18 protein-coding genes, 1 pseudogene, 1 riboswitch and 1 other annotated feature are annotated in these 22,445 nt (G+C 36.8%); of the genes and pseudogenes, 18 read left to right on the top strand and 1 reads right to left on the bottom strand.

What is annotated here, in order from left to right; all coding sequences use genetic code 11:
- Positions 1 to 23: 23 nt before the first annotated feature.
- From D1B17_RS07800 to thiT, 12 genes and pseudogenes are all read left to right on the top strand, one after another.
- Entirely contained in the window at positions 24 to 1,712 is a 1,689-nt protein-coding gene (locus tag D1B17_RS07800; RefSeq protein WP_120142225.1) for a septation ring formation regulator EzrA, read from the top strand.
- Between the two features lie 75 nt (positions 1,713 to 1,787).
- Positions 1,788 to 2,933, top strand: coding sequence for a cysteine desulfurase family protein (locus D1B17_RS07795; RefSeq protein ID WP_120142226.1), 1,146 nt, complete (start codon positions 1,788 to 1,790; stop codon positions 2,931 to 2,933).
- A 9-nt stretch (positions 2,934 to 2,942) separates the two neighbouring features.
- Positions 2,943 to 4,160, top strand: coding sequence for a tRNA uracil 4-sulfurtransferase ThiI (gene thiI / locus D1B17_RS07790; RefSeq protein ID WP_120142227.1), 1,218 nt, complete (start codon positions 2,943 to 2,945; stop codon positions 4,158 to 4,160).
- Positions 4,161 to 4,199: 39 nt separating this feature from the next.
- Positions 4,200 to 4,390 (top strand) — a binding site (T-box leader).
- Between the two features lie 548 nt (positions 4,391 to 4,938).
- Positions 4,939 to 7,587 (top strand): valine--tRNA ligase, encoded by a 2,649-nt coding sequence (locus D1B17_RS07785; RefSeq protein ID WP_120142228.1) that lies wholly within the window; start codon positions 4,939 to 4,941, stop codon positions 7,585 to 7,587.
- Positions 7,588 to 8,431: 844 nt separating this feature from the next.
- A complete protein-coding gene (locus D1B17_RS07780; protein WP_120142229.1) occupies positions 8,432 to 9,697 on the top strand; it encodes a bifunctional folylpolyglutamate synthase/dihydrofolate synthase in 1,266 nt (421 codons plus the stop codon).
- Positions 9,698 to 9,705: 8 nt separating this feature from the next.
- Positions 9,706 to 10,341, top strand: a complete 636-nt coding sequence (radC, locus tag D1B17_RS07775; RefSeq protein ID WP_120142230.1) for a RadC family protein — start codon at positions 9,706 to 9,708, stop codon at positions 10,339 to 10,341.
- 94 nt (positions 10,342 to 10,435) lie between these two features.
- Positions 10,436 to 11,437 (top strand): rod shape-determining protein, encoded by a 1,002-nt coding sequence (locus D1B17_RS07770; RefSeq protein ID WP_120142231.1) that lies wholly within the window; start codon positions 10,436 to 10,438, stop codon positions 11,435 to 11,437.
- A 144-nt stretch (positions 11,438 to 11,581) separates the two neighbouring features.
- Complete coding sequence (gene mreC, locus D1B17_RS07765) at positions 11,582 to 12,442, top strand: rod shape-determining protein MreC (RefSeq protein WP_120142232.1); 861 nt, start codon at positions 11,582 to 11,584, stop codon at positions 12,440 to 12,442.
- Positions 12,442 to 12,984, top strand: a complete 543-nt coding sequence (gene mreD, locus D1B17_RS07760; protein ID WP_120142233.1) for a rod shape-determining protein MreD — start codon at positions 12,442 to 12,444, stop codon at positions 12,982 to 12,984. The genes mreC and mreD overlap by 1 nt, the downstream gene beginning before the upstream one ends.
- Positions 12,981 to 13,649 carry a septum site-determining protein MinC gene (locus tag D1B17_RS07755; protein ID WP_120142234.1) on the top strand — a complete coding sequence of 223 codons (669 nt, stop codon included), beginning with the start codon at positions 12,981 to 12,983 and terminating at the stop codon, positions 13,647 to 13,649. Before mreD ends, D1B17_RS07755 begins: the two co-directional genes overlap by 4 nt.
- 2 nt (positions 13,650 to 13,651) lie before the next feature.
- Positions 13,652 to 14,449 carry a septum site-determining protein MinD gene (minD, locus tag D1B17_RS07750; protein ID WP_120142235.1) on the top strand — a complete coding sequence of 266 codons (798 nt, stop codon included), beginning with the start codon at positions 13,652 to 13,654 and terminating at the stop codon, positions 14,447 to 14,449.
- A gap of 33 nt (positions 14,450 to 14,482) precedes the next feature.
- Positions 14,483 to 14,584: riboswitch (TPP riboswitch) on the top strand.
- Between the two features lie 49 nt (positions 14,585 to 14,633).
- A pseudogene (gene thiT / locus D1B17_RS07745) lies at positions 14,634 to 15,214 on the top strand (energy-coupled thiamine transporter ThiT).
- Positions 15,215 to 15,815: 601 nt separating this feature from the next.
- Here the strand turns inward: thiT and D1B17_RS07740 are convergent.
- Positions 15,816 to 15,941: a DUF4044 domain-containing protein gene (locus D1B17_RS07740; RefSeq protein ID WP_420022528.1), complete on the bottom strand. Its 126-nt coding sequence runs from the start codon at positions 15,939 to 15,941 to the stop codon at positions 15,816 to 15,818.
- 215 nt (positions 15,942 to 16,156) lie between these two features.
- Here D1B17_RS07740 and mraZ point away from each other — a divergent pair, with 215 nt between their 5' ends.
- From mraZ to murD, 6 genes are read left to right on the top strand one after another with little or no spacing between them, the layout of a single operon-like run.
- Complete coding sequence (mraZ, locus tag D1B17_RS07735) at positions 16,157 to 16,588, top strand: division/cell wall cluster transcriptional repressor MraZ (protein WP_120142236.1); 432 nt, start codon at positions 16,157 to 16,159, stop codon at positions 16,586 to 16,588.
- Positions 16,578 to 17,528 (top strand): 16S rRNA (cytosine(1402)-N(4))-methyltransferase RsmH, encoded by a 951-nt coding sequence (gene rsmH, locus D1B17_RS07730; RefSeq protein ID WP_120142237.1) that lies wholly within the window; start codon positions 16,578 to 16,580, stop codon positions 17,526 to 17,528. Before mraZ ends, rsmH begins: the two co-directional genes overlap by 11 nt.
- A 15-nt stretch (positions 17,529 to 17,543) precedes the next feature.
- Positions 17,544 to 17,909, top strand: a complete 366-nt coding sequence (locus D1B17_RS07725; RefSeq protein WP_120142238.1) for a cell division protein FtsL — start codon at positions 17,544 to 17,546, stop codon at positions 17,907 to 17,909.
- A complete protein-coding gene (locus tag D1B17_RS07720; RefSeq protein WP_120142239.1) occupies positions 17,906 to 20,074 on the top strand; it encodes a penicillin-binding transpeptidase domain-containing protein in 2,169 nt (722 codons plus the stop codon). The genes D1B17_RS07725 and D1B17_RS07720 overlap by 4 nt, the downstream gene beginning before the upstream one ends.
- A 14-nt stretch (positions 20,075 to 20,088) precedes the next feature.
- Entirely contained in the window at positions 20,089 to 21,054 is a 966-nt protein-coding gene (gene mraY, locus D1B17_RS07715; RefSeq protein ID WP_120142240.1) for a phospho-N-acetylmuramoyl-pentapeptide-transferase, read from the top strand.
- A gap of 16 nt (positions 21,055 to 21,070) precedes the next feature.
- On the top strand, positions 21,071 to 22,444 hold the full coding sequence (gene murD / locus D1B17_RS07710) for a UDP-N-acetylmuramoyl-L-alanine--D-glutamate ligase (RefSeq protein ID WP_120142241.1): 1,374 nt from the start codon (positions 21,071 to 21,073) through the stop codon (positions 22,442 to 22,444).
- Position 22,445 lies beyond the last annotated feature (1 nt).

Here is a 22,445-nt window from a genome sequence, read left to right as displayed (position 1 = left end):
GAATCGTCATTAGGGGTGTAAATGTGTTTGTAATTATTATTGGAATAATCTTAATTATTTTGTTCTTCCTATGGTATATGTGGTTCCTACAAAAGCGTAACGCTGCCACTCTCAATAAATATAAGGAACGAACTGATGAGTTAAAAAAGGCTCAACTAGATGATAAAATCAAAAAATTGGAAGATATGAAGCTATCAGGTGCGAGTGATGACCGTTTCAATCAGTTGAAGGTTGAATATCATAAACAGACAGATGATATCTTTTCCGATATTTTAAGACAAATTCGGGCAGCGGAATATAAAAATACGGAATTCAAAGTTTTTGGTTCCGCTAATGACCTGAAAAAATTAAATAATGAAATGAATGATTTTGAAAGTAAAATTGGTGAGGTTTCACAGGGCTTCGATGAATTGTTGGCAAGCAATGAATTGAACGCGACTCACAGTGAAGAATTGCAACACCAATATCAGACTTTACGTAAACAAGTTTTGACCCAATCATTCAGTTATGGTCCAGCCACTGATAAGTTAGAGGATGAACTTTCAGAGATTGCTAATCTGTTGGATAAAGAGAAGCAATTGACTCAAAAAGGTGACCATATAGAAGCCAGTCAATGTTTGGATGATGTCAAAATTAAATTAGGTTTGATCACTGATCAATTGAAGATTATTGAACCATTGTTCCATGATTTGAATGAAGTTTTCCCAGGCCAAATCGATGAAATTAAGTTTGTTTATCAAAAGTTGGCTCAACAACATTTCAAGTTTTCTGACGATATCGTGCAATTGATTTCAGATGTTCAACATGAAGTGGACGAATCAAATACAAAATTGGGTGAGTTGAATTTTGATGCGGTCAATACTAATAATGAAGATATTAAACAAAGAATTGATGACTTATATGAAACGTTGACTTTAGAAATTGATGGAAAACGTGATGTTTTAAAAGAACAAAAGCCTGTTTTAGATTATTTGAATCATGCGGTTTATCAACATAACCATTTGGATAAACGCATCCAAAAGTTACAAGAAAGCTATATTTTAGCAGACAAGACGTTAGATACTTTCCAAAATAATTTTGATACCCTAAATGAGATCCGTCGAAAATATGATGCTGATGTGCAAAGTATCGCTGACAGACTAGTGATTTTCTCAGAAGTTAAAACTGATTTTAAAGAAATTGTTAAACAACTTGATGATATTGAAGCAAGTGAAAAGACAATCAATGACGATTTGAATCAAATGCTTTCAAGTGAACAAATTGCTCGTAACAGTGTCGACGATTATGCTAAACGTTTAGAAATTCAGAAGAAAATGATGGAACAGTTACGTTTGAATGGTCTCCCTGATGATTATTTGGACTATTTCTATATGGTTTATGATGAAATTAATAAATTGTATGATGAACTTGATGCAGACCAAATTAATATGGAAGACATTAGTAAACAAGTTATTGTGACTCAAGAAGATTTGGAAAACCTAGTTGAAAAATCGAAGAAGTTGAAGTATAACGTTCAATTGGCTGAGAAATTACTTCAGTATGCCAACCGCTATGCTAACAAGAATCCAGAGTTTACTGATCAATTAGTTCGTGCCCGAGCTTTGTTTGATGATGATTATAACTATAATGACGCTGTCGATGTCATATCTAAAGCCTTGGAAGAAGTCGAATCTGGTTCAGTTGATAGAATTAAAGAGACAATAAATTCATAATTTTTCAAAAGTGTGTTAAGTTATAATAGATAAAAATTTAGGCCCTTTGGGCCTTTTTATTTTGGTGAGGCAAAAATGATATATTTTGATAATAGTGCAACAACTAAGGTGAACGATTCAGTTCTCCAAACTTACAATGCAGCTAGTCAAGAATACTTCGGTAATCCTTCTAGTTTGCACAAATTGGGTTTGAAAGCCTATGAGTTACTAGAAACGTCTCGTAAACAAATTGCTAACTTGATGGGTTTCAAGCAAGACGAGGTTGTCTTTACCAGTGGTGGTACTGAGGGGAACAACTGGATCATCAAGGGAACTGCTTTTAAGAAACGTGAATTTGGTAAACATATTATTACTACTTCAATTGAGCATCCATCGGTAATGAATACGATGCATCAGCTTGAAGAATTAGGCTTTGAGGTAACTTATTTACCAGTTGATAAGACGGGTCATATTAGTGCGCAGGATGTTAAGGATGCTATTCGTGATGATACGATTTTAGTTTCAACAATGGCTGTCAATAATGAAATCGGTGCGATTCAACCAATTCATGAGATTGCTAAAGTTTTAAAAGATTATCCAAGCATCAGTTATCATGTGGACGCTGTTCAAGCTATCGGTAAGAATTTGCAGTCGAAATTTATTGATCCTCGAGTTGATTTTTATACTTTCTCTGGTCATAAGTTCCATGCACCTCGTGGAATCGGCTTTATTTATATGAAAGAAGGTAAACAACTTGAACCATTGATGGCTGGTGGTGGTCAAGAATCAAACCTTCGTAGTGGGACAGAAAATACTCCAGCGATTGCCGGTATGGCTAAAGCTATTCGCTTGTTAAAAGAGAATGAAGCTGGCAAAGCTGACAAGATGGAACAGTTGAAAGAAAAATTGGTCAATCACTTAAAGGGAATGGATAATGTTCACGTCTTCTCACAAATTGGGGAAGATTTTGCGCCACATATCATTTGTTTTACAATCGATGGTGTGCGCGGTGAAACAGTTGTTCATACTTTTGAAGACCGTGACATTTATATTTCAACTACAAGTGCTTGCTCTTCAAAGAAGGGACTCGAATCAGGAACTTTGAAAGCAATGAATATTCAAGAAAATGTTGCAACCAGTGCTGTTCGTGTCAGTTTAGATGAAAGTAATACAGAAAAAGAAATGGATGAATTTATCAAGAATTTGGATGAGATCCACGATCATTTCCAAATTTTGAATTAGGAGAATTAAATGGAATATACTGAAATTATGGTTCGTTACGGCGAGCTATCAACAAAGGGTAAGAATCGTAAGAGCTTTATCGACCGCTTACATGGTAACGTTGCTAAAGTTTTGAAAGACTTCCCTGAGCTTAGAATGCAACCACATCGTGACCGTTTGCATATCAAATTAAATGGAACTGACGCCAAGCCAGTTATGGAAAAATTAAAGAATGTCTTTGGAATTCAAACTTTTTCGTTGAGTGTTAAGGTTTCACGTGATTTTGAAGATGTTAAGAAAAAAGCTGTTGAAATGATGCATGAGGCTTATAAGCCCGGCATGAGCTTTAAAGTTGGAACAAAGCGTTCAGATCACAGTTATCCACTTGATACTAATCAAATCAACTTACAATTAGGGGATGCCATCTGTGATGAGTTCCCTGAGATTGATGTTGAAATGAAGAAACCAGATATTAAGATTTCTGTTGAAGTACGTCAAGATGGAATTTACTTGTCATACTTAACTGTTAAAGGTGCTGGTGGTTTGCCCGTTGGTACTGCAGGTAAAGCGATGCTAATGCTTTCTGGTGGAATCGATTCACCTGTTGCTGGTTACTTAGCAATGAAACGTGGTGTTGACATTGAGATGGTTCATTTCTTCAGTCCACCATATACATCAGAACAAGCCTTGAATAAAGCTAAGGAATTGACTTCGAAATTGACAGCCTTTGGTGGCAATATCAACTTTATTGAAGTTCCTTTTGCCGAAATTCAAGAAACTATCAAATCAAGTGTTCCAGAAGGTTACTTGATGACTATCCAACGTCGTTTCATGTTACGTTTGACTGACTTGATTCGTGAAAAACGTCATGGTTTAGCTATTTTTAACGGTGAAGCCGTTGGACAAGTTGCTTCACAAACATTGGAAAGTATGGCAGCAATCAATGACGTCACAACAACCCCAATCTTGCGTCCTGTTGCAACAATGGACAAGACTGAGATTATTCGTTTGGCTGAAAAAATCGATACATTTAATCTTTCAATCCAACCATTCGAAGACTGCTGTACCGTCTTTGCTCCACCTTCACCAAAAACACGTCCAAACATTGAAAAGACACGTAAGTTTGAAAGCTCACTTGATATTGATGGCTTGATTCAACGTGCAATGGATGGCATTAAGATTACAACCATCGAACATGGTGACAAGTTTATGGAAAGTGACCAAGAAAACATCAGTAGTTTACTATAAAATTAATTGACGTTTACTGATTTATGATTTATTATCAAAATATCAGCTTTGAGCAGGAGTGTTTTTTAGCTAGATTTCAGAGAAGGCATGTTGTTGAGAATTGCCGAATCGAACTAAAAGACTGTTACCTGTGAGCTATCATAATTTATGATCGGGCCATCGTTAACTGTTGAGTGAAGAGTCAGTAAGACTCTTAATTTAGGTGGTACCGCGAAGACTTCGTCCTATTAGGGATGAAGTCTTTTTTTGTTTTTTGGGGGTGCCGCCGGAGGATGCCAGTGCTATAAATACGCTATGGGGACCGGTGCGAGCCAGGGTCTCGCACCTCGCTTTGAAGCCTTGCAAAACCAGCAAGTCTTCAAAGTCGCCCCGTGGTGTAAGGGCTAAAGCCCTTACACCACATTCACAGCGTACTTATAGCACTGGCACCCTCCAGCTAAGTTATTAGTTGTAAATTCTGTTATCTCTGATTTCAAATGTTAATTAGATAAATATCATTGAATGGTGAATTATAAGAATCTTCAAATAATAACTTAGTCTCTGGTCACGAGAAATTTTGGCAGCAGTGCAGGTGGCGTTGGGACTTTAGTCCCTACACCACGGGACGAGTTTTGAAATTCGCGTACTTTGCGAAGTTCAAAATCGAGGGTCGAGACCGTATTTTGGCTCGAACCGTTCCCCACAGCAACCTAAATTTCTCGTGACCAGAGACGGAACCCAACGCAGATTGTTGCATCTTAAATTAATGATAAAGAGATTTATAAAAGGAGAACTAACTATGAGAGAAATCGACATGGATACGAAATACAATCCGCAAGAAGTCGAAGCAGGTCGTTACCAAACATGGCTTGACGAAGATGACTTCAAACCATCAGGTGATAAGAAGGCTAAGCCTTATTCAATTGTTATCCCACCACCAAATGTTACTGGTAAGTTGCACATGGGTCACGCTTGGGATACTACTATTCAAGATACTTTGATTCGTTACAAGCGTATGCAAGGTTATGACACTTTGTATTTACCAGGTATGGATCATGCTGGTATTGCTACTCAAGCTAAAGTTGAAGCTAAATTACGTGAACAAGGTGTAACGCGTTATGACCTTGGCCGTGAAAAATTTGTTGATGAAGTTTGGAAATGGAAAGATGAATTTGCTTCAATTATCAAATCACAATGGGGTAAATTAGGTTTATCACTTGATTACTCACGTGAAAGATTTACCTTGGATGAAGGTTTGTCAAAGGCTGTGCGTAAGGTTTTTGTACAGTTATATAACGAAGGCTTGATCTACCGTGGCGAATACATTATTAACTGGGATCCGCAACTTCAAACTGCTTTGTCAGATATCGAAGTTATCCACAAGGATGATGAAGGTGCTTTCTATCACGTTAAGTATCCATATGCTGACGGTTCTGGTTTCATCGAAATTGCTACAACACGTCCTGAAACAATGTTTGGTGATGTTGCGGTTGCCGTTGCACCTGATGATGACCGTTACAAGGATATCGTTGGTAAGGAAATCATCGTACCATTAGTTGACCGTAAGATTCCGATTATTGCTGACCATTATGTTGATAAGGAGTTTGGTACTGGTATGGTTAAAATCACTCCAGCCCATGACCCTAACGACTTTGCTGTTGGTAACAGACATGATCTAAAACGTATCAACACAATGAATGCCGACGGAACAATGAACGAAAATGCCGGCAAGTATAACGGTATGGATCGTTTTGAAGCTCGTAAGGCTATCGTTAAAGACTTGCAAGATGCAGGCTACATGATCAATATCGAACCTTATGTCCACAGTGTTGGTCATTCAGAACGTTCAGGTGTTCAAGTTGAACCAAGACTTTCAACACAATGGTTTGTAAAGATGAAGCCACTTGCTGAAACTGTTTTGAAGAATCAAAAGAGTGATAATAAAGTTAACTTTGTTCCTGAAAGATTTGAAAATACCTTCACACAATGGATGGAAAACATTCATGATTGGGTTATTTCACGTCAATTATGGTGGGGACATCAAATTCCAGCTTGGTATAACAAACAAACTGGTGAAACTTACGTTGGTGAAGAAGCACCTAAAGATATTGAAAATTGGGAACAAGATAAAGATGTGCTTGATACATGGTTCTCAAGTGCCTTATGGCCATTTTCAACTATGGGTTGGCCCGATGAAAATGCTGAAGACTACAAGCGTTACTTCCCAACTGATACCTTAGTTACCGGTTACGATATCATTCCTTTCTGGGTTTCAAGAATGATTTTCCAAAGTTTGAAGTTTACTGGTAAGAAACCATTTGAAAATACTGTTATCCACGGTTTAATGCGTGATTCTCAAGGCCGTAAGATGAGTAAGTCACTCGGTAACGGGATTGATCCTATGGATGTTATTGGAAAATATGGTGCTGATGCCTTACGCTGGTTTGCCATGAATGGAACAACTCCTGGACAAGATACACGTTTCAGTTATGACAAGATGGACGCAGCTTGGAACTTTATCAATAAGATTTGGAATGCTTCACGTTACGTTATTATGAACCTAGACGATGATACTCCGGCAATGGATGATCTTTCACAAGTAACAAGCTATGATTTATCAGATAAGTGGATTTTGGCTAAATTAAACGCAACTGTTAAGAATGTTAACGACTTGCTAGATCGCTTTGAATTTGGTGAAGTAGAACGTAATATTTATAGCTTCATTTGGAACGATTTCTGTGACTGGTATATCGAAATGAGTAAGGCAACACTTACTGGTGATGATGAAGCAGCTAAGAAACAAAAGAAGATGATTTTGACATACGTTTTAGATCAAACACTACGTCTCTTGCACCCAATCATGCCATTTGTTACTGAAAAAATTTGGTTGACGATGCCTCATAACGGTAAGACAATCATGCATGCTAAGTATCCAGAATATCAAGCAGACTTAGATAACGCTGAAGCTATGGATCAAATGGATGTCTTGATTGATTTAATTAAATCATCAAGAAAGATTCGTTTGGAAGCTAACGCACCAATGTCAAAAGCGGTTGATATTATGATCAAACCACAAGATGAAAAAGTTAAAGCGGTTATTTTAAATAACAAAGAATACATTGACCGTTTCATGCATCCAAAAGAATTGAACGTGGCAACAGACTTGAAGGCCCCAGCTTTAGCTATGACAGCTGTAACAACCGGCGCCGAATTGTATGTTCCATTGGCTGAGTTGATTGATATTGATGAGGAAATTGCTCGCCAAAATGAGGAAATGAAGAAATTAGATCAAGAAATCACACGTTTAGATAAGAAATTATCAAATAAGAACTTTGTTGACAAAGCACCTGAAAAGGTTGTTAATGAACAAAAAGAAAAATTGGCTGATTATCAATCACGTCAAGCTAAAGTTCAACAAAGAATTCAACAACTCAAAGACAATCAATAAAGTTTGAGTATATAATTAAAAAGGGGGAGGACAGCAGTCTGCTCCCTTTTTCTTTTGAAACTTTCGATTTCATATCTAAAGATTGAAAGATTACAAGTATACTTTAAGTCTTGGTTATCTAGGATGTGTCTTCAAATTATTTATATTATGGATATGCCGTCTCCAGATTTGGACAGTGATTACTGGCGGTGCGGAACGGTCCGAGCCAAGGTCTCGGACCTCGGTTTAAGCCTTGCAAGTTCGGCAAGTCTTAAACGCGCCCGGTGCTGTAAGAACGACAAGAGCGGTCGTTCTAACACCACTTTCACTGCCAGTAATCACTGTCCGAATCTTCCGACTAGTTCTTTATTAACTCAAGAATAACCTGATATCTCAAATATCTTTTATGGCTTTTATTACCGTTTTGATAGGATTCTGGAACAATCATGCTCTTAAAAAATATTTATCCGTATCAGAATAAATTCTTATGAGACTAATTTGAAGACAGGTCCTAGTTGTTATTGACACTCAAGTAGTCAAGACTACAATGTGATACTAATTTACTTAGGTTTATTCAAAATAAAGAATCAACCAGCCGGAAAGAGCCAGAAAATTAGGTCGCCGTGAAAGTGGCGTTAGGGATTTATCCCTTACACCACGGGACGACTTTTGAAATTCGCGTACTTTGCGAAGTTCAAAAGCGAGACAAAAGACCTTGGCTTTTGTCGGTCCCCACAGCGACCTAATTTTCTGGCTCTTGGAGGCGGCCTACCACCATCTTCATAGCATATTTAACTTTTAAGAATAACCAAGATTCAAATAAAGGCTTTTTTGTAAAATCGTATTAAAAAATGGAGCGTATAAATTGTTAGAAAATTATCAGGCAGCGGTCAATTATATTCATGGTTTACCAAAATTTCAACGGACTAATGATCTTGGCAATATTAAGCAAGCCTTACATCGTTTAAATGATCCCCAAAATGATTATGAGACGATACATATTACTGGAACCAATGGGAAAGGGACGACAACTAATTTTTTAGCTAACCTTTTGGAAGGTACTGGTAAACGTGTCGGAATGTTTACATCGCCCTTTATAACAAGGTTTAATGAACGGATTCAAATAAATCATCAATATATTTCGGATGCGGATTTATTGGAGAATGTTAATTATCTAATTGAAAAAATTGGTGATATTCCGTTAGCTGAATTTGAATTTGTGACCATTTTGGGTTATTTTTATTTCCGTGGACGTGTTGATGTAGCTGTGATTGAAGCTGGTATCGGTGCCAAGCATGATAAAACTAATGTCATAACTCCGGTGCTTTCGATTATTACGTCCATTGACTTGGATCATGAAAAACTGATTGGACCAACTATTCAGGATATTGCCCAAGAAAAATCAGGAATCATTAAACCAGAAAGACCGATTATTACGGGATTCCTACAAGAATCGGTACGATCCATCGTGGAAACAACAGCGACGGAAAAAGATAGTCCCATATTTGAGTTTGGTCAAGATTTTGGTATAAGAAATTATAAAAATAATGGTTTTGATGTTTCGTTTACATATTATGATGATAAAGTAACAGTAGAAGAGATTCATTGTCAGGGTTTCGAGAAGACTACGGCGATGAATGCTTCGATTGCGATTCAATCGTTTTGGCTGTATCAAAAGATTCATCATGTTTCGATAACGTCAAAAACGATTATTGATAATTTGGATAAAAAACATTTACCTGGTCGGGCTCAAGTTATGCATGAAAATCCGTTAGTTTTAATGGATGGAGCCCATAATATTTCAGCAATTTACAATTTAATTAATTCTTTGATAAAAAACTATGAAAATAAGGATATAATTGTCTTATACGCTGGAATGAAGGATAAGGATCGTCATGAGATTCTGGAAGAATTAGCACCAAAGGTAGAGCATGTTTATATCACAAAGCTTGATATGGCACGTTCTGCCACGGCTAGTGATTATAATTTGTCACAATATGAGAATGTCTCGTTCGTTGAAAACTATCGAAAAGAATTACAGAAAATTTTAAATGGAATGAATTCCAACCAATTATTATTAATAACTGGTTCGTTTTATTTAATTTCGGATTTGGAAGATTATTTCTCGTAATTTGAGATATGATGATAAATTTAAGAGAAAAAATTTTAGCCCATGGTGTTAGTAATTTAAAAGACGAAGAATTATTGGCTGTAATTATAGGAAACGGCACCAAACAGAATTCAGTCTTGGACTTGTCCCAAAAGATTATTTGTCAATCGGGATTAAATTTGAGCTTAGAGCAGCTTATGTCATTCAATGGCATAGGTGTTGCCCAAGCATGTAAAGTGATGGCTGCGCTTGAATTAGGCAGTCGTAAAGTTCAAAATGATACGTTATCTGAGAAAGTCGTTTCTGTTGATGAAATCGGTCAGCATTTAATAAATAAAATAGGAAATGCCCCACAAGAAAAACTAGTAGCCGTTTATTTAAATAATAGTTATCATGTAATTGATGAAAAAATTATTTTTATTGGTACAGTTGATCAAGCCACTGTTCATCCGCGTGATATTTTGCGAGAAGCTGTTCAGATATCAGCAACCCAACTCATTATTGTGCACAATCATCCCAATGGATCATTGGTGTTTTCACAAAATGACCAGGAGTTCAGTCTGCGGCTCAAAAAAGGCTGTCAATTAATAGGAATAAACTTTATCGATCATCTAATTGTTACAAAAAAAACTTATTCTAGTCTTAAGACTTTAAATTTAATTTAGGATATGATTTCGTCGCACTTTAATTCGACGTTTTCTATGATATAATTTTGTTTAGCGTAAAATGTGGTGTGTACTTTAAAGGAGAGAAAATAAATTGTTTGGTATTGGATCAAAGAAGCTCGGTATAGACTTGGGAACTGCAAATACTCTAGTTTATGCTGAAGGAAAAGGTATAGTTTTAAATGAACCTTCAGTTGTTGCAAAGAATAATAACACTGGAGAAATCGTTGCAGTCGGTTCAGATGCAAGGGAAATGATTGGTCGTACACCGGGTAGTATTTCTGCAATTCGTCCAATGCGTGATGGTGTTATTGCCGATTACGATACAACGGCAGCTATGATGAAGTACTTCATCGAGAAGACAGCTAACAACTCAAAGCCATCAGTTATGGTCTGTGTACCAAGTGGCGTTACAGAAGTTGAAAAACGTGCTGTTATTGAAGCCACTCAACATGCTGGGGCTCGTGAAGCCTATGTAATCGAAGAACCATTTGCAGCTGCTATTGGTGCTGGACTTCCAGTTATGGATCCAACAGGTAACATGGTCGTTGATATTGGTGGTGGAACTACTGATGTTGCTACAATCTCATTAGGTGGCATCGTTTCCTCACGTTCAATCCGTGTTGCAGGTGACAAGTTTGATGAATCAATTTCTGCATACATTAAGTCAAACTTTAATTTGCAAATTGGTGAAAGAACAGCTGAAGATGTTAAAATTCAAGTCGGTTCAGCATCAATTGAAAAATCAAAAGAACTCGAATCAATGCAAATTCGTGGACGTGATTTAGTTACTGGTCTACCAAAGACAGTTCAATTGTCAGGTGAAGACATTGCGACAGCTATTCATGAAAATGTTGAAGAGATCATTGAAACAATTAAAGAAACTCTTGAGGAAACTTCTCCTGAAATTGCTGCCGATGTTATCGATCATGGTATCGTTCTTACTGGTGGTGGTGCATTATTACATCACTTACCAGAAGTAATATCTGAAGCAACGGGAGTTCCTGTATTCATTGCTCAAGACCCACTAGATTGTGTGGCCATCGGTACTGGTGAATCACTTAAAAATATCGATGTAATGCGTCGCCAAAAATAAGCGGGTTAATCCCGTTTTTTTTATTTGATTTTAGGATGAAAGAATTGAATAGTCGAAAATGCTGGTAATATTTAAGATATTAACTAATGGAAGCAAAGAACAGACATTTTCATCCTTGGTTAGTTGATCTACTAGGAGGAAGCAATGCAAAAGTTTTTTTCAAATAAAAAATTAATTATTTTAATGATACTTATTATCGTTACTTTTGGACTGCTGGCAGTTACGGTTAACATTCGTGATAAGAAAAGTACACCGCCAGTTATTCAACAAGTTGGTAATGATGTCGTCAGTGTCGTAGGTGGTGTTTTTGCCTATCCAACGAACGCTGTTAAAAATGCTACCTCAGAATTTTCTGATTTGTATAATACATATTCTGAAAATAAGCGCCTTAAAGCCAGAATTGGTGAATTAGCACAAAATCAGGCTAAGTTAGCAGTAGTTCAAGATGAAAATAAAAAGCTCAAACAAGAGTTGAAACTTACTGGTTCATTGACTGACTATACGACGGTTAATGCTTCTGTTTTGTCACGCTCACCAAGTAGTTGGCAAAGTTATTTAACAATCAATCGTGGACAAACTAGTGGTATTAAGAAAAATATGCCAGTTATGTCTGGACGTGGTTTGATTGGTCGTATCGTTGAAGTTGATAAGATTAGTTCCAAAGTTGAATTGATTTCAACCGACAATGAATTGAATGATAAATTTGCTGCTGAAATCATGGGTGATAACAAGAATATCACGGGTGTCGTGAGTCGCTATGATAGTGCAACTGGTGACTTAGTGATGGAAAATGTTAATTCGACAAAGAATATTAAAAAAGGCCAAAGCGTTATCACATCTGGTTTAGGTGGTCTAACACCACGTGGATTGTACATTGGTAAAGTTTACGGAATTAAGAAGGATAATTACGGAATGACGAATTCGGTATATATTACTCCAGCTGCTGAATTGCGTAACTTTACAGTAGTTACGGTTATCAAGTCATCTGTTAATGGTGAAAAGTAATGAATATTAAAAATCGAAAGGTTGTCGGACAAGTATTATTTATTTTTCTTGCATTTTACCTTGATGGTTTAATGAAATGGGCCTTTTTAAATAATATGAATCACGGCACTTTTGCAGTTTTGCCACAGTTGATGTTGATGTTAATTGTGATGCTAACAATGCGGATCGATAATCGTCGACAACTGATTACTTATGGTGTGGTTTTTGGATTGATCTATGATTCTTATTATTATGGAATTATTGGTCTTTATACCATTCTTTTACCACTGTTGATGGTGGGAATCGATCACTTTAAGTTTTTACTAGTTAAAAATAATTTGGGATATGAACTATCAATTTACTTCTTGTCGTTGACATTTTTACAATCAGGTATTTATCTGTTGGAAAGATTGTTACAGCAGACTAATACAAATGTTTTTGATTTCATCACATATACATTAGGACCAACTTTACTTTGGAATATCGTTGTTTTCTTTATTCTTTACATTCCACTGAATAATTTGTCCGAATGGCTGGTGAAATATCGGAGGGATAATAAATGAAAGATATCATTTTAAAGGGTGATAAAAACGGCTTTTCTGTATTAATGGATGATAAAGCTAATTACGTTAATGCGTTTAAAAAACTAAAAGAATTGATTATGCAGCAAAACGTTGAATCAACCAATGAAAATGATGATGTCATTTATTTTACGGTTAAAACTGGTCGTCGGCTTTTGACTGATGAACAAAAAGATGGAATTAGAGAATTCTTTGATCAATATCCACAGCTAGAATTAAAAGATATTCAATCAGATGTTGAAGATAAAGTAAAAGTGGCTGAAATTTTAAAAGCCAATAAAATGAATATTGAATCAGGAATTGTCCGCAGTGGTCAAAAATTAGACTATGAAGGTGATTTAATTTTCTTGGGGACCTTACATCGGGATGCACAAATTTGTACAACTGGTTCAATTTATATTTTGGGTGAGGTCAATGGTATTGTGCAAGCAGGTTATCCAGACAATACCAAAGCAGCCATTTTTGGGAATTTACAAAATGTTGATCAATTGCGAATCGCTGATGTGATTGAAATTGTTACAGATGATAACAAAAAAGATTTTCAAGCTGGTAAATTTGCTTTTATTGATGACTTGCATTCAATTAGTGTTGATGATTTAACTAATTATAAAGATAGATTAAATGATTTAGGAAAAAGGACAGGTTAGCTATGGGGATATCAATCGTTGTAACTTCTGGAAAAGGTGGAGTTGGTAAAACAACTACAACTGCAAATGTTAGTACTGTCTTAGCGAGCCTTGGTAAAAAGGTTTGTATGGTCGATCTAGACATTGGGTTGCGTAACCTTGATGCGGTAATGGGATTAACCAATCGAATCGTTTACGATATCGTTGATGTAGCGCAACATCGCGTTGTTGTTTCACAAGCTCTAGTTCGTGATCCACGATTCGAGGATAACTTATATTTATTGGCAGCCTCACAGTTTGCGGATAAATATGTTTTAGACAAAGAGTCAGTGGGTAATATCGTTGGCGAATTGAAACAACGTTTCGATTTTGTGATGATCGATTGTCCGGCAGGGATTGAATATGGCTTTCAAAATGCAGTATCAATTGCTGATGGGGCTTTGGTTGTCACTAATCCAGAAGTTGCTTCTGTGAGTGATGCTGATCGAGTAGTTGGTATTTTAGAAAGCATGAATATGCCAATAACACCGCATTTAATTATTAATCGTATCCGTAAAAATATGATTAACGATGGCACATCAATGAAAATTGACGATATCGTTAATCACTTAGGAATTCCCTTGTTGGGAATCGTAATTGATGAAGATAAAGTTATTTCTGCTTCTAACTCCGGACAAACAGTAGTTTTTGATAATGACAGTGATGCAGGTCACAGTTATCAAAATATTGCTCATCGGATGTTGGGTGAAAATATACCGTTGAATTTGTCTGAGCATACAAAAAAAGTTGGCTTTTGGGGCAGAGTGTTTGGTAGAAAATAATGCTCTGTGGTACAATTCTTTTGTAATTGAATAAGTCAACACAGGGGGAGCCTTTGGCTGAGAGTGAACATTTTGTTCAGACCCTTTAAACCTGTTATGTTAATACATGCGTAGGGATAGTGTTGTTCAAGCAGACGCTCGAACTCTCTTGTGATGGCTAAAATCAGAAGGGAGTTCTTTTTTTATGACTAATGTTGGTAAAAATAACGAATTGATTGTTATTACCGAAGGGGCAATAATTACCGCTTTAGCATTAGCTTTATCATTCGTTCCACATACAACCGGAGTTTCAGCCATTGAATTTGTCTATGGATTGATTCCAATGGCAATTTATGCGTTACGCCGAGGCTTGAGAGCTGGCTTAATTGCCGGGCTAGTCTGGGGATTGGCTGATATGCTACTGTTTGGAATTAGCAAGGGAAGTGTCCTAAATCCTTTACAAGGATTTGTTGAATTTCCAGTAGCTTTTGCGGTAGTTGGTTTAGTTGGACTTGGTAGCAAACCAGTTAAGGAAGCAATTGAACGTGGAAAAAATGCCATGGGCTTGATATTGTTTTATTCAGCAGTTGGATTTTTTGCGAAATACTTCTTCCACTTCATTGCTGGTGGTATTTATTGGGGATGTATGCTCCTAAGGGTATGAATCCATGGATCTACTCATTGGTAATCAATGGTGGAAGCTTTGTAGCCAATATGATTATGTTGGCAGTGTTGGTAGTTGTATTGAACCGGGTCTTTAAGCAGTTGATTATTGTGAAAAGCTAAATAATTGGTGCCGCCTCCAGGAGCAAGAAATTTTGGTCGCTGTGGGGACCGCCGAAAGCCAAGGTCTTTCGGCTCGATTTTGAACTTCGCAAGGTGCGCGAATTTCAAAAGTCGTCCCGTGATGTAAGTGCTAAAGCACTAACGCCATCTGCACAGCAACCAAAATTTCTTGCTCCTTCCGGCTAGTGTATTCTCTGTTTTGGATAACTAGTTGGATAAAGTTGATTAGAATTTAATTTCATATGTGAAGATAATAAGTAAGGCCTAGCGATTTTGAATAATTTTCAAAATCGCCAGGCCTTTTTTGTTTTGTTATGTTTTTATTCAAATAGACGAATTGTATTAGAGAAAAAAGTCAAATTAGTCGGAGGGAGAACACTACACAAGCCAGTCCGCAGTGATAGTGGTGTTAGAGCTTTAGCTCTTACTCCACGGACGTATTTTGAAATTCGCGTACTTTGCGAAGTTCAAAATCGAGCTCGGAGACCTTGGCTCCGGGCGGTCCCACAGCAGACTGGCTTGTGTAGTGTTCTCCCGGAGACGGCCAACAAAAAAACACCATGAATTGTCCCCAATTCAAAGTGTCAATTATCTACGTAGATTAAATAAAACTCATTACGGCACCTAAAACTACACCGCCAATTGTTACTAAGATCATTAGCCAAACAACCACTTGTGTAATTTTAGTCAAAGTGCTCTTAGGTTTTTTATCGTCCAAAGCTTCCACCACCTAATTCATGTATAGTGAAATGTTACTTCACATATACAAAATATGCAATATTTGTAAGCGCCTATATCGAAAATTGAAATTATCCCCCACTGCTTGAACTGTATAATTAGTAACTGCTTTCACATTAATTGACTGATTGTCAAATATCGTGTGGTTAAAAGTGGGGAATTGTGGTAAATTAAGTAGTGTTAAAGAATCGAGGTGAACTGTCCGTGTTTATGGGTGAATTTCATCACACACTTGATACTAAGGGCCGAATAATCGTGCCTGCTAAGTTTAGAAAGTTGCTGGGTGATAGCTTTGTTATTACGCGTGGCATGGACGGTTGCCTTTTTGGTTATCCCCTTGAACAATGGGATAAGTTGGAGGCTCAACTTGATAAGTTGCCTTTGACAAAAAAGGATGCTCGGGCATTCACTCGCTTCTTTTATTCTGCTGCGGCAGAGATGGAATTTGACAAACAGGGAAGAATCAACATTTCGTCTTCCTTAGTCAATTTCGCTAAACTAACTAAAAATTGTGTAATAGTCGGTGTCTCAGACCGGATTGAAATTTGGGATGAGGACCGTTGGAATAAATTTAGCCAAGAGGCTGAAGATAATTTTGAAGAAATATCGGAGAAAATGACAGACTTTGACTTCTAATGTATATAAACATAAAACAGTACTTTTAAAAGAAACTATTGACGAAGTAAATCCCCATGACAATGGAATTTATGTAGACGCTACCTTTGGCCGTGGTGGTCACACCAAGGAACTATTAAGTCGTGTACACAATAGTCATCTTTATGTGTTTGATCGTGATGAGGCTGCCATTGAAGTCGGTGAGAGTATTCAAAACGATGCCAAAATTATTGGCGATAACTCATTAACATTAATACGTGACAATTTTGAAAATATGCAAGAACGTTTGAATGAACTTGGAGTAGAGAAAGTTGACGGTATTGTTTATGACTTGGGGGTTTCATCGCCTCAATTCGATGATGCCGTTCGTGGTTTCAGTTACAAAAAAGAAGCTCGCTTAGATATGCGGATGGATCAAAGACAAGATCTTGATGCAGAAAAAATCGTTAATGATTGGTCCTACAATGAATTAGTAAGTATTTTCTATAAATATAGTGATGAAAAATTTGCTAAACAAATTGCACGTGCCATTGAGAGAACAAGAGCTGAACATCGTATTACTTCAACACTGGAATTAGCTGATATTATTAAGAACGCTATTCCGGCTGCGGCAAGAAGAACCGGTGGTCATCCAGCTAAGCGTGTTTTCCAAGCTATTAGAATTGCAGTTAATGATGAATTGGGTTCACTTGAAAGGTCACTTGAACAAGCAATTGATTTATTAGCTCCAAAAGGCCGAATCAGCGTTATAACTTTTCAATCCAAAGAAGATCGTATCGTTAAACATATTTTTAAAGACAATTCCCATGTCGATTTACCAAGAGGACTTCCCGTTATTCCCGACGATATAAAACCCGTCTTGAAACAAATAACTCGCAAGCCAATATTGCCTAACACTGAAGAATTATCTGAAAATAATCGAGCACATAGTGCTAAATTACGTGTTGTTGAAAAGATATAATGGAGAATTAAGAATATGAGAGAAGAAAGTACTGCTAGAAATTTACAAGATTATCAAACTGCAGCCCAACCTGAACCTAAAGTTCAGTCGGCCCCTAAGACCCGCAGTGTATCCCTGTCCAAATTTGAAAGTTTTTCAATTGTAGGATTAGGCTTATTGACCTTGGCATTAATGGTTGCTTTGGTTAGTATTAAGGTTTCGATGACTTCTTCTCAAAACAGATTGGACGGTCTAACGACGCAAGTGTCCAAAACAAACACGAGCAACGTTAATTTAAGACAAGAGATTTCTGAATTAACTAGTTTTGATCGTTTTTCTTCTTTTGCAAAAAAGCATAATTTGAAAATGAGTGACAACAATGTAAGGAACATTTCAAAATGAGTAAGTTCAGAAAATTATTTAAAAATAAGGCAAGACGCAATCATTATATTGTTGGTATGGTAATTTTGATTGCGACTGCCTTTTCTTTTATCCTTTTTATCCAAAGATTTGCTTATATTTCCATGAGTAAGCAATATGATGGCGTTAATTTGGAACAAAGGACTAAACAAAAGTATGAAAATGTAGATAAAGTTAATGCCAAGCGTGGCGATATTTTGGATGTCAACGGCGATATGATTGCTGGTGACTCCACAATTTACAATATTTACGCAATTGTTTCGAAAAAGTCGAAAACGATGGCTGGTAAACCTGATTATGTTGTCGATCGTGAAAAGACAGCTCGAATTTTAAGTAAGTATTTGCCTTTATCAGCTAAGCAATTACGTCAGTATTTGTCACCAAAAAATAAAAAACAATATCAAGTTGAATTTGGACCATCTGGTCGTGGTCTGTCGATTGAAATCAAACGAAAGATTGCAGCTCAAAAACTTCCTGGGATCCATTTCGTTGAATTGCCATCAAGATCTTATCCAAATGGGGTCTTTGCAACTAATTTAGTTGGCTTCACCCAAGCTAATAATGCTAATGATCAAAATAGTAATATTAGTGGTGTGATGGGAATTGAAAAATATTTCAATAAGATTTTGGCCGGACGTGATGGTAAAAAAATCACTAAAGTTGATAATAGCGGAAATGAATTACCAGATTCACAAGTAATTGAAAAGAGTTCAGCTGATGGTTCTAATGTTTATTTAACATTGAATAGTAAGATTCAACAGTATACTGAGATTTTGGCTCAAAATATCGATGAAAAGTATGAACCAAAAGACTTACAGATTTTAGTAATGAATGCTAAAACTGGCGCAATTGAAGCGGCCACACAACGCCCAACCTTTAATCCAACGACCGGTAAAGGCCTTGATACTAGTTGGCGTGATACATTAGTGGAAGACCAATTTGAACCTGGTTCCGTTATGAAAATTTTGACATTATCAGCATCAATTGATTCAGGTAACTATAATCCTGATGAGCTGTATAAGTCAGGAACAGTTGAAGTTGGTGGTCGAACAATTGGTGACTGGAATACCGCAGGTTGGGGTTACATTCCACTTTCTGAAGCATTCACTCGATCATCAAACGTTGGTATGGTTAAGCTTGAAGAACAAATGGGTGCTAAAACTTGGATGAAATACATGAAGAGATTCCGTATCGGTGACAAAACGGGGATTGAATTACCTGGCGAAGTTGCGGGAAATATTTCTTATGAACATTTGAGTGATCAAGCGATGACGTCCTTTGGACAAAGTGTCAATGTTAATACGATTCAAATGTTACAAGCTTTTTCGGCAATTGCTAATGGCGGTAAGATGATCAAACCACAAATCATTAAAAAAGTTGTGAATCCAAATACCGGAAAAACAACGAAAACATATAAACGTGAAGTTGTTGGTCAACCGATAAAAGCAAGTACCGCTAAAGCAGTTCAAAAGGCAATGCGTAAAGTTGTTACAGAGAATTATGGTACTGGTATGGTTTATAATGTGCCTGGAGTTAAGGTTGGAGTAAAGACTGGTACTGCCCAGATTGCCTCGCCTGCTGGTGGTTATTTAACAGGCTCAAATAACTATATTTTTTCAGTCGCAGGGATGATTCCTTATAATGACCCTAATTACATTGTTTATGTAACGATGAAACAACCACAAAAAATGACTGAAGCTCCCGAAAGAATACTTTCTGAAGTTTTCAATCCGTTAGTTAAGAGATTAGTCAACCAAGGTAAATCTCCTACCAAAGCTACTGAAGCTGGCAGTCAGTATGTCAGCATCCCAAGTTTGTTGGACAAATCAACCAACGACTCACTCGCAAGAATCAAAGATCTTGATCTTCAATCAGGTGTTATTGGTACTGGTAACAAGGTCGTACAACAATTACCAGCCAGTGGTGAAAAAGTTATGCCTGATCAAAGAATCGTCCTATTGACCAATGGAGCTATGACAATGCCCGATTTGACAGGTTGGTCGAAGAATGATGTCTTGAAATTTGCTGAAATAACCGGCAAGCAAGTTACCACAAAAGGTGACGGATATGTCGTTAAACAGTCGGTCAAGTCTGGTCATGTGATAAATGGGAGTGGTAAAATTATAGTTACATTGAAAAATAAATAATTAAGGGGATTTTCATGGAATTTAGTCATATTATTTTCGACATAGTTAGCTCTTTTGCAATCGTGGCCATTTTAATGCCATTTTTAATTGGTTATCTGGTTGCACATAAAGAAGGACAATCTATTCGTGAGGAAGGTCCAAAGTGGCACGAAAAGAAATCAGGAACACCAACGATGGGTGGTTTGCTGATTATTGTAGCCACCTTGATCACTGATATTTGGGTTGGCCTTTGGCAAGGTCAATTGACGCATTCACTATTAATTACGACCTTTGTCATTGTTTTATACGGTTGCATTGGTTTTATTGATGATTTTATTAAAGTATTTAAGAAACGAAATCTTGGTTTACGAGCTTATCAAAAAGCTTTACTTCAAATCGTTGTCGGTATCATTTTCTTATACGTTTATAACGGCGACCAATTTCCAATGAACTTTACCATTCCAGGGGTATTGTCAATCAACTCGGCAGTGGTTTTCATACTGTTTACAATTTTTTGGCTCGTTGGTTTTTCAAATGCGACGAATTTAACAGATGGACTTGATGGTCTATTAGGTGGTTTAGGAGCAATTTCATACGCAACCTACGGAATTATTTCTTTGAATCAAAATCGTTTTGATTTAGCTATCGTCTGTTTCTCAGTCGTGGGTGCACTATTAGCATTCTTAATTTATAACCACAAACCAGCCAAAATTTTTATGGGTGATGTTGGTTCACTAGCACTTGGTGCTGGTTTGGCAGCAATTTCAATCTTACTTGGACGTTACTGGTCATTACTATTGATTGGTCTTGTTTATGTGGTTGAAACATTGAGTGTTATGTTACAAGTCTTTTCATTCAAAGTTTTCCATCGTCGTATTTTCAAGATGACACCAATTCATCATCATTTTGAGATGATGGGATGGACTGAGTGGAAGATCGACATTGTCTTTTGGATTATTGGTGCCATTTGTTCAGCAATTTATTTAATTTTATTCGTATAGGAAGTAAAAGATAGCAATGAAAACAAAGAGTAATTATTCAAATAAAAAGATCTTAGTTCTAGGTTTAGCTAAAAGTGGCTTTGCTGTAGCCAAATTATTAAAAAAGATGGGTTCAGAGGTCACAGTTGTTGACTCGAATCCACTAGAGGGAAATACCGAAGCACAAGCTTTGATTGATGCCGGTTTTAAGGTTATCACTGGTAGTAATGATGCTAGTTTGATTGATGATTCATACGATTACCTAGTTAAGAACCCCGGTATTTTTTATTCAAATGAACTGATTCAACAAGCTGAAAAGTTGGAGATTCCAGTTATTACTGAACCAGAAATTGCCTATAGTTATGCAGATGCCACAATGGTAGGTGTCACGGGTACAAATGGGAAAACTACTGTTACAACTTTGATTCAACTAATGTTGAAACATTCACCTAAGTTTAAGAATTCCTATTATGCTGGTAATATCGGTATTCCAATTTCAGATGTGATTCAAAAAGCTACTAAAGATGATGTTGTCGTTACTGAGTTGTCCAGTTTTCAACTTCAAGGAACGATTGATCTCCATCCACATGTGGCAGTGTTGAACAATATTTATTCAACCCATTTGGATTTTCATAAGACCCGTTCTAATTACATTAAAGCTAAGATGCATATTACTAAGAACCAAACAGCGGATGATTACTTTGTTATCAATTACAATACTGAAGAATGGCGTGATTTAGCTAAACAGTCAAATGCACAGATCTTGCCATTTTCTGATAATCAAGAATTAGAACATGGAGCATATGTTAAAGATGATGTTCTTTACTGTAATGGTGAAAAGATCATGACAGCCGATGAGATTCAAATCCCCGGTGAACATAACGTTCAAAATGCTTTGGCCGCCATTACTGTAGCTAAGTTATTCGATGTTAAAAATGAAGATATCATTGAAGTATTATCATCATTTAGAGGTGTCAGGCATAGAATCCAATATGTCGATACTTTTGGTGGACATAAATTCTATAATGATTCTAAAGCAACCAATGTAGAAGCTACCATCGTAGCATTGACAGCATTCAAGGCTCCAATTACTTTAATTGCAGGTGGACTTGATCGTGGTAATGGATTTGACGAATTGGTTCCTTCGTTGAAGGGAAAAGTTCACAATTTAGTTGTTTATGGTCAAACGGCTGACAAGTTGATTTCATCTGCTAAAAAGGCTGATATTGACAATATCGTTAAAGTTGATAACTTGACTGAAGCCGTTCCAGAGGCTTATAAACAAAGCGACGATGGGGATGTTATCTTACTATCTCCAGCAGCTGCTAGTTGGGATCAATTCCATACCTTTGAAGAACGTGGTGATCAATTTATTCAAGAGGTCGAAACTTTAAAGGGAGACGTTAAATAAA

It is taken from the genome of Companilactobacillus zhachilii, assembly GCF_003606365.2.
Lineage (GTDB): Bacteria > Bacillota > Bacilli > Lactobacillales > Lactobacillaceae > Companilactobacillus > Companilactobacillus zhachilii.
Note: the sequence above shows the minus strand (reverse complement) of the source record. Positions and strands in the feature narration are given on the sequence as shown.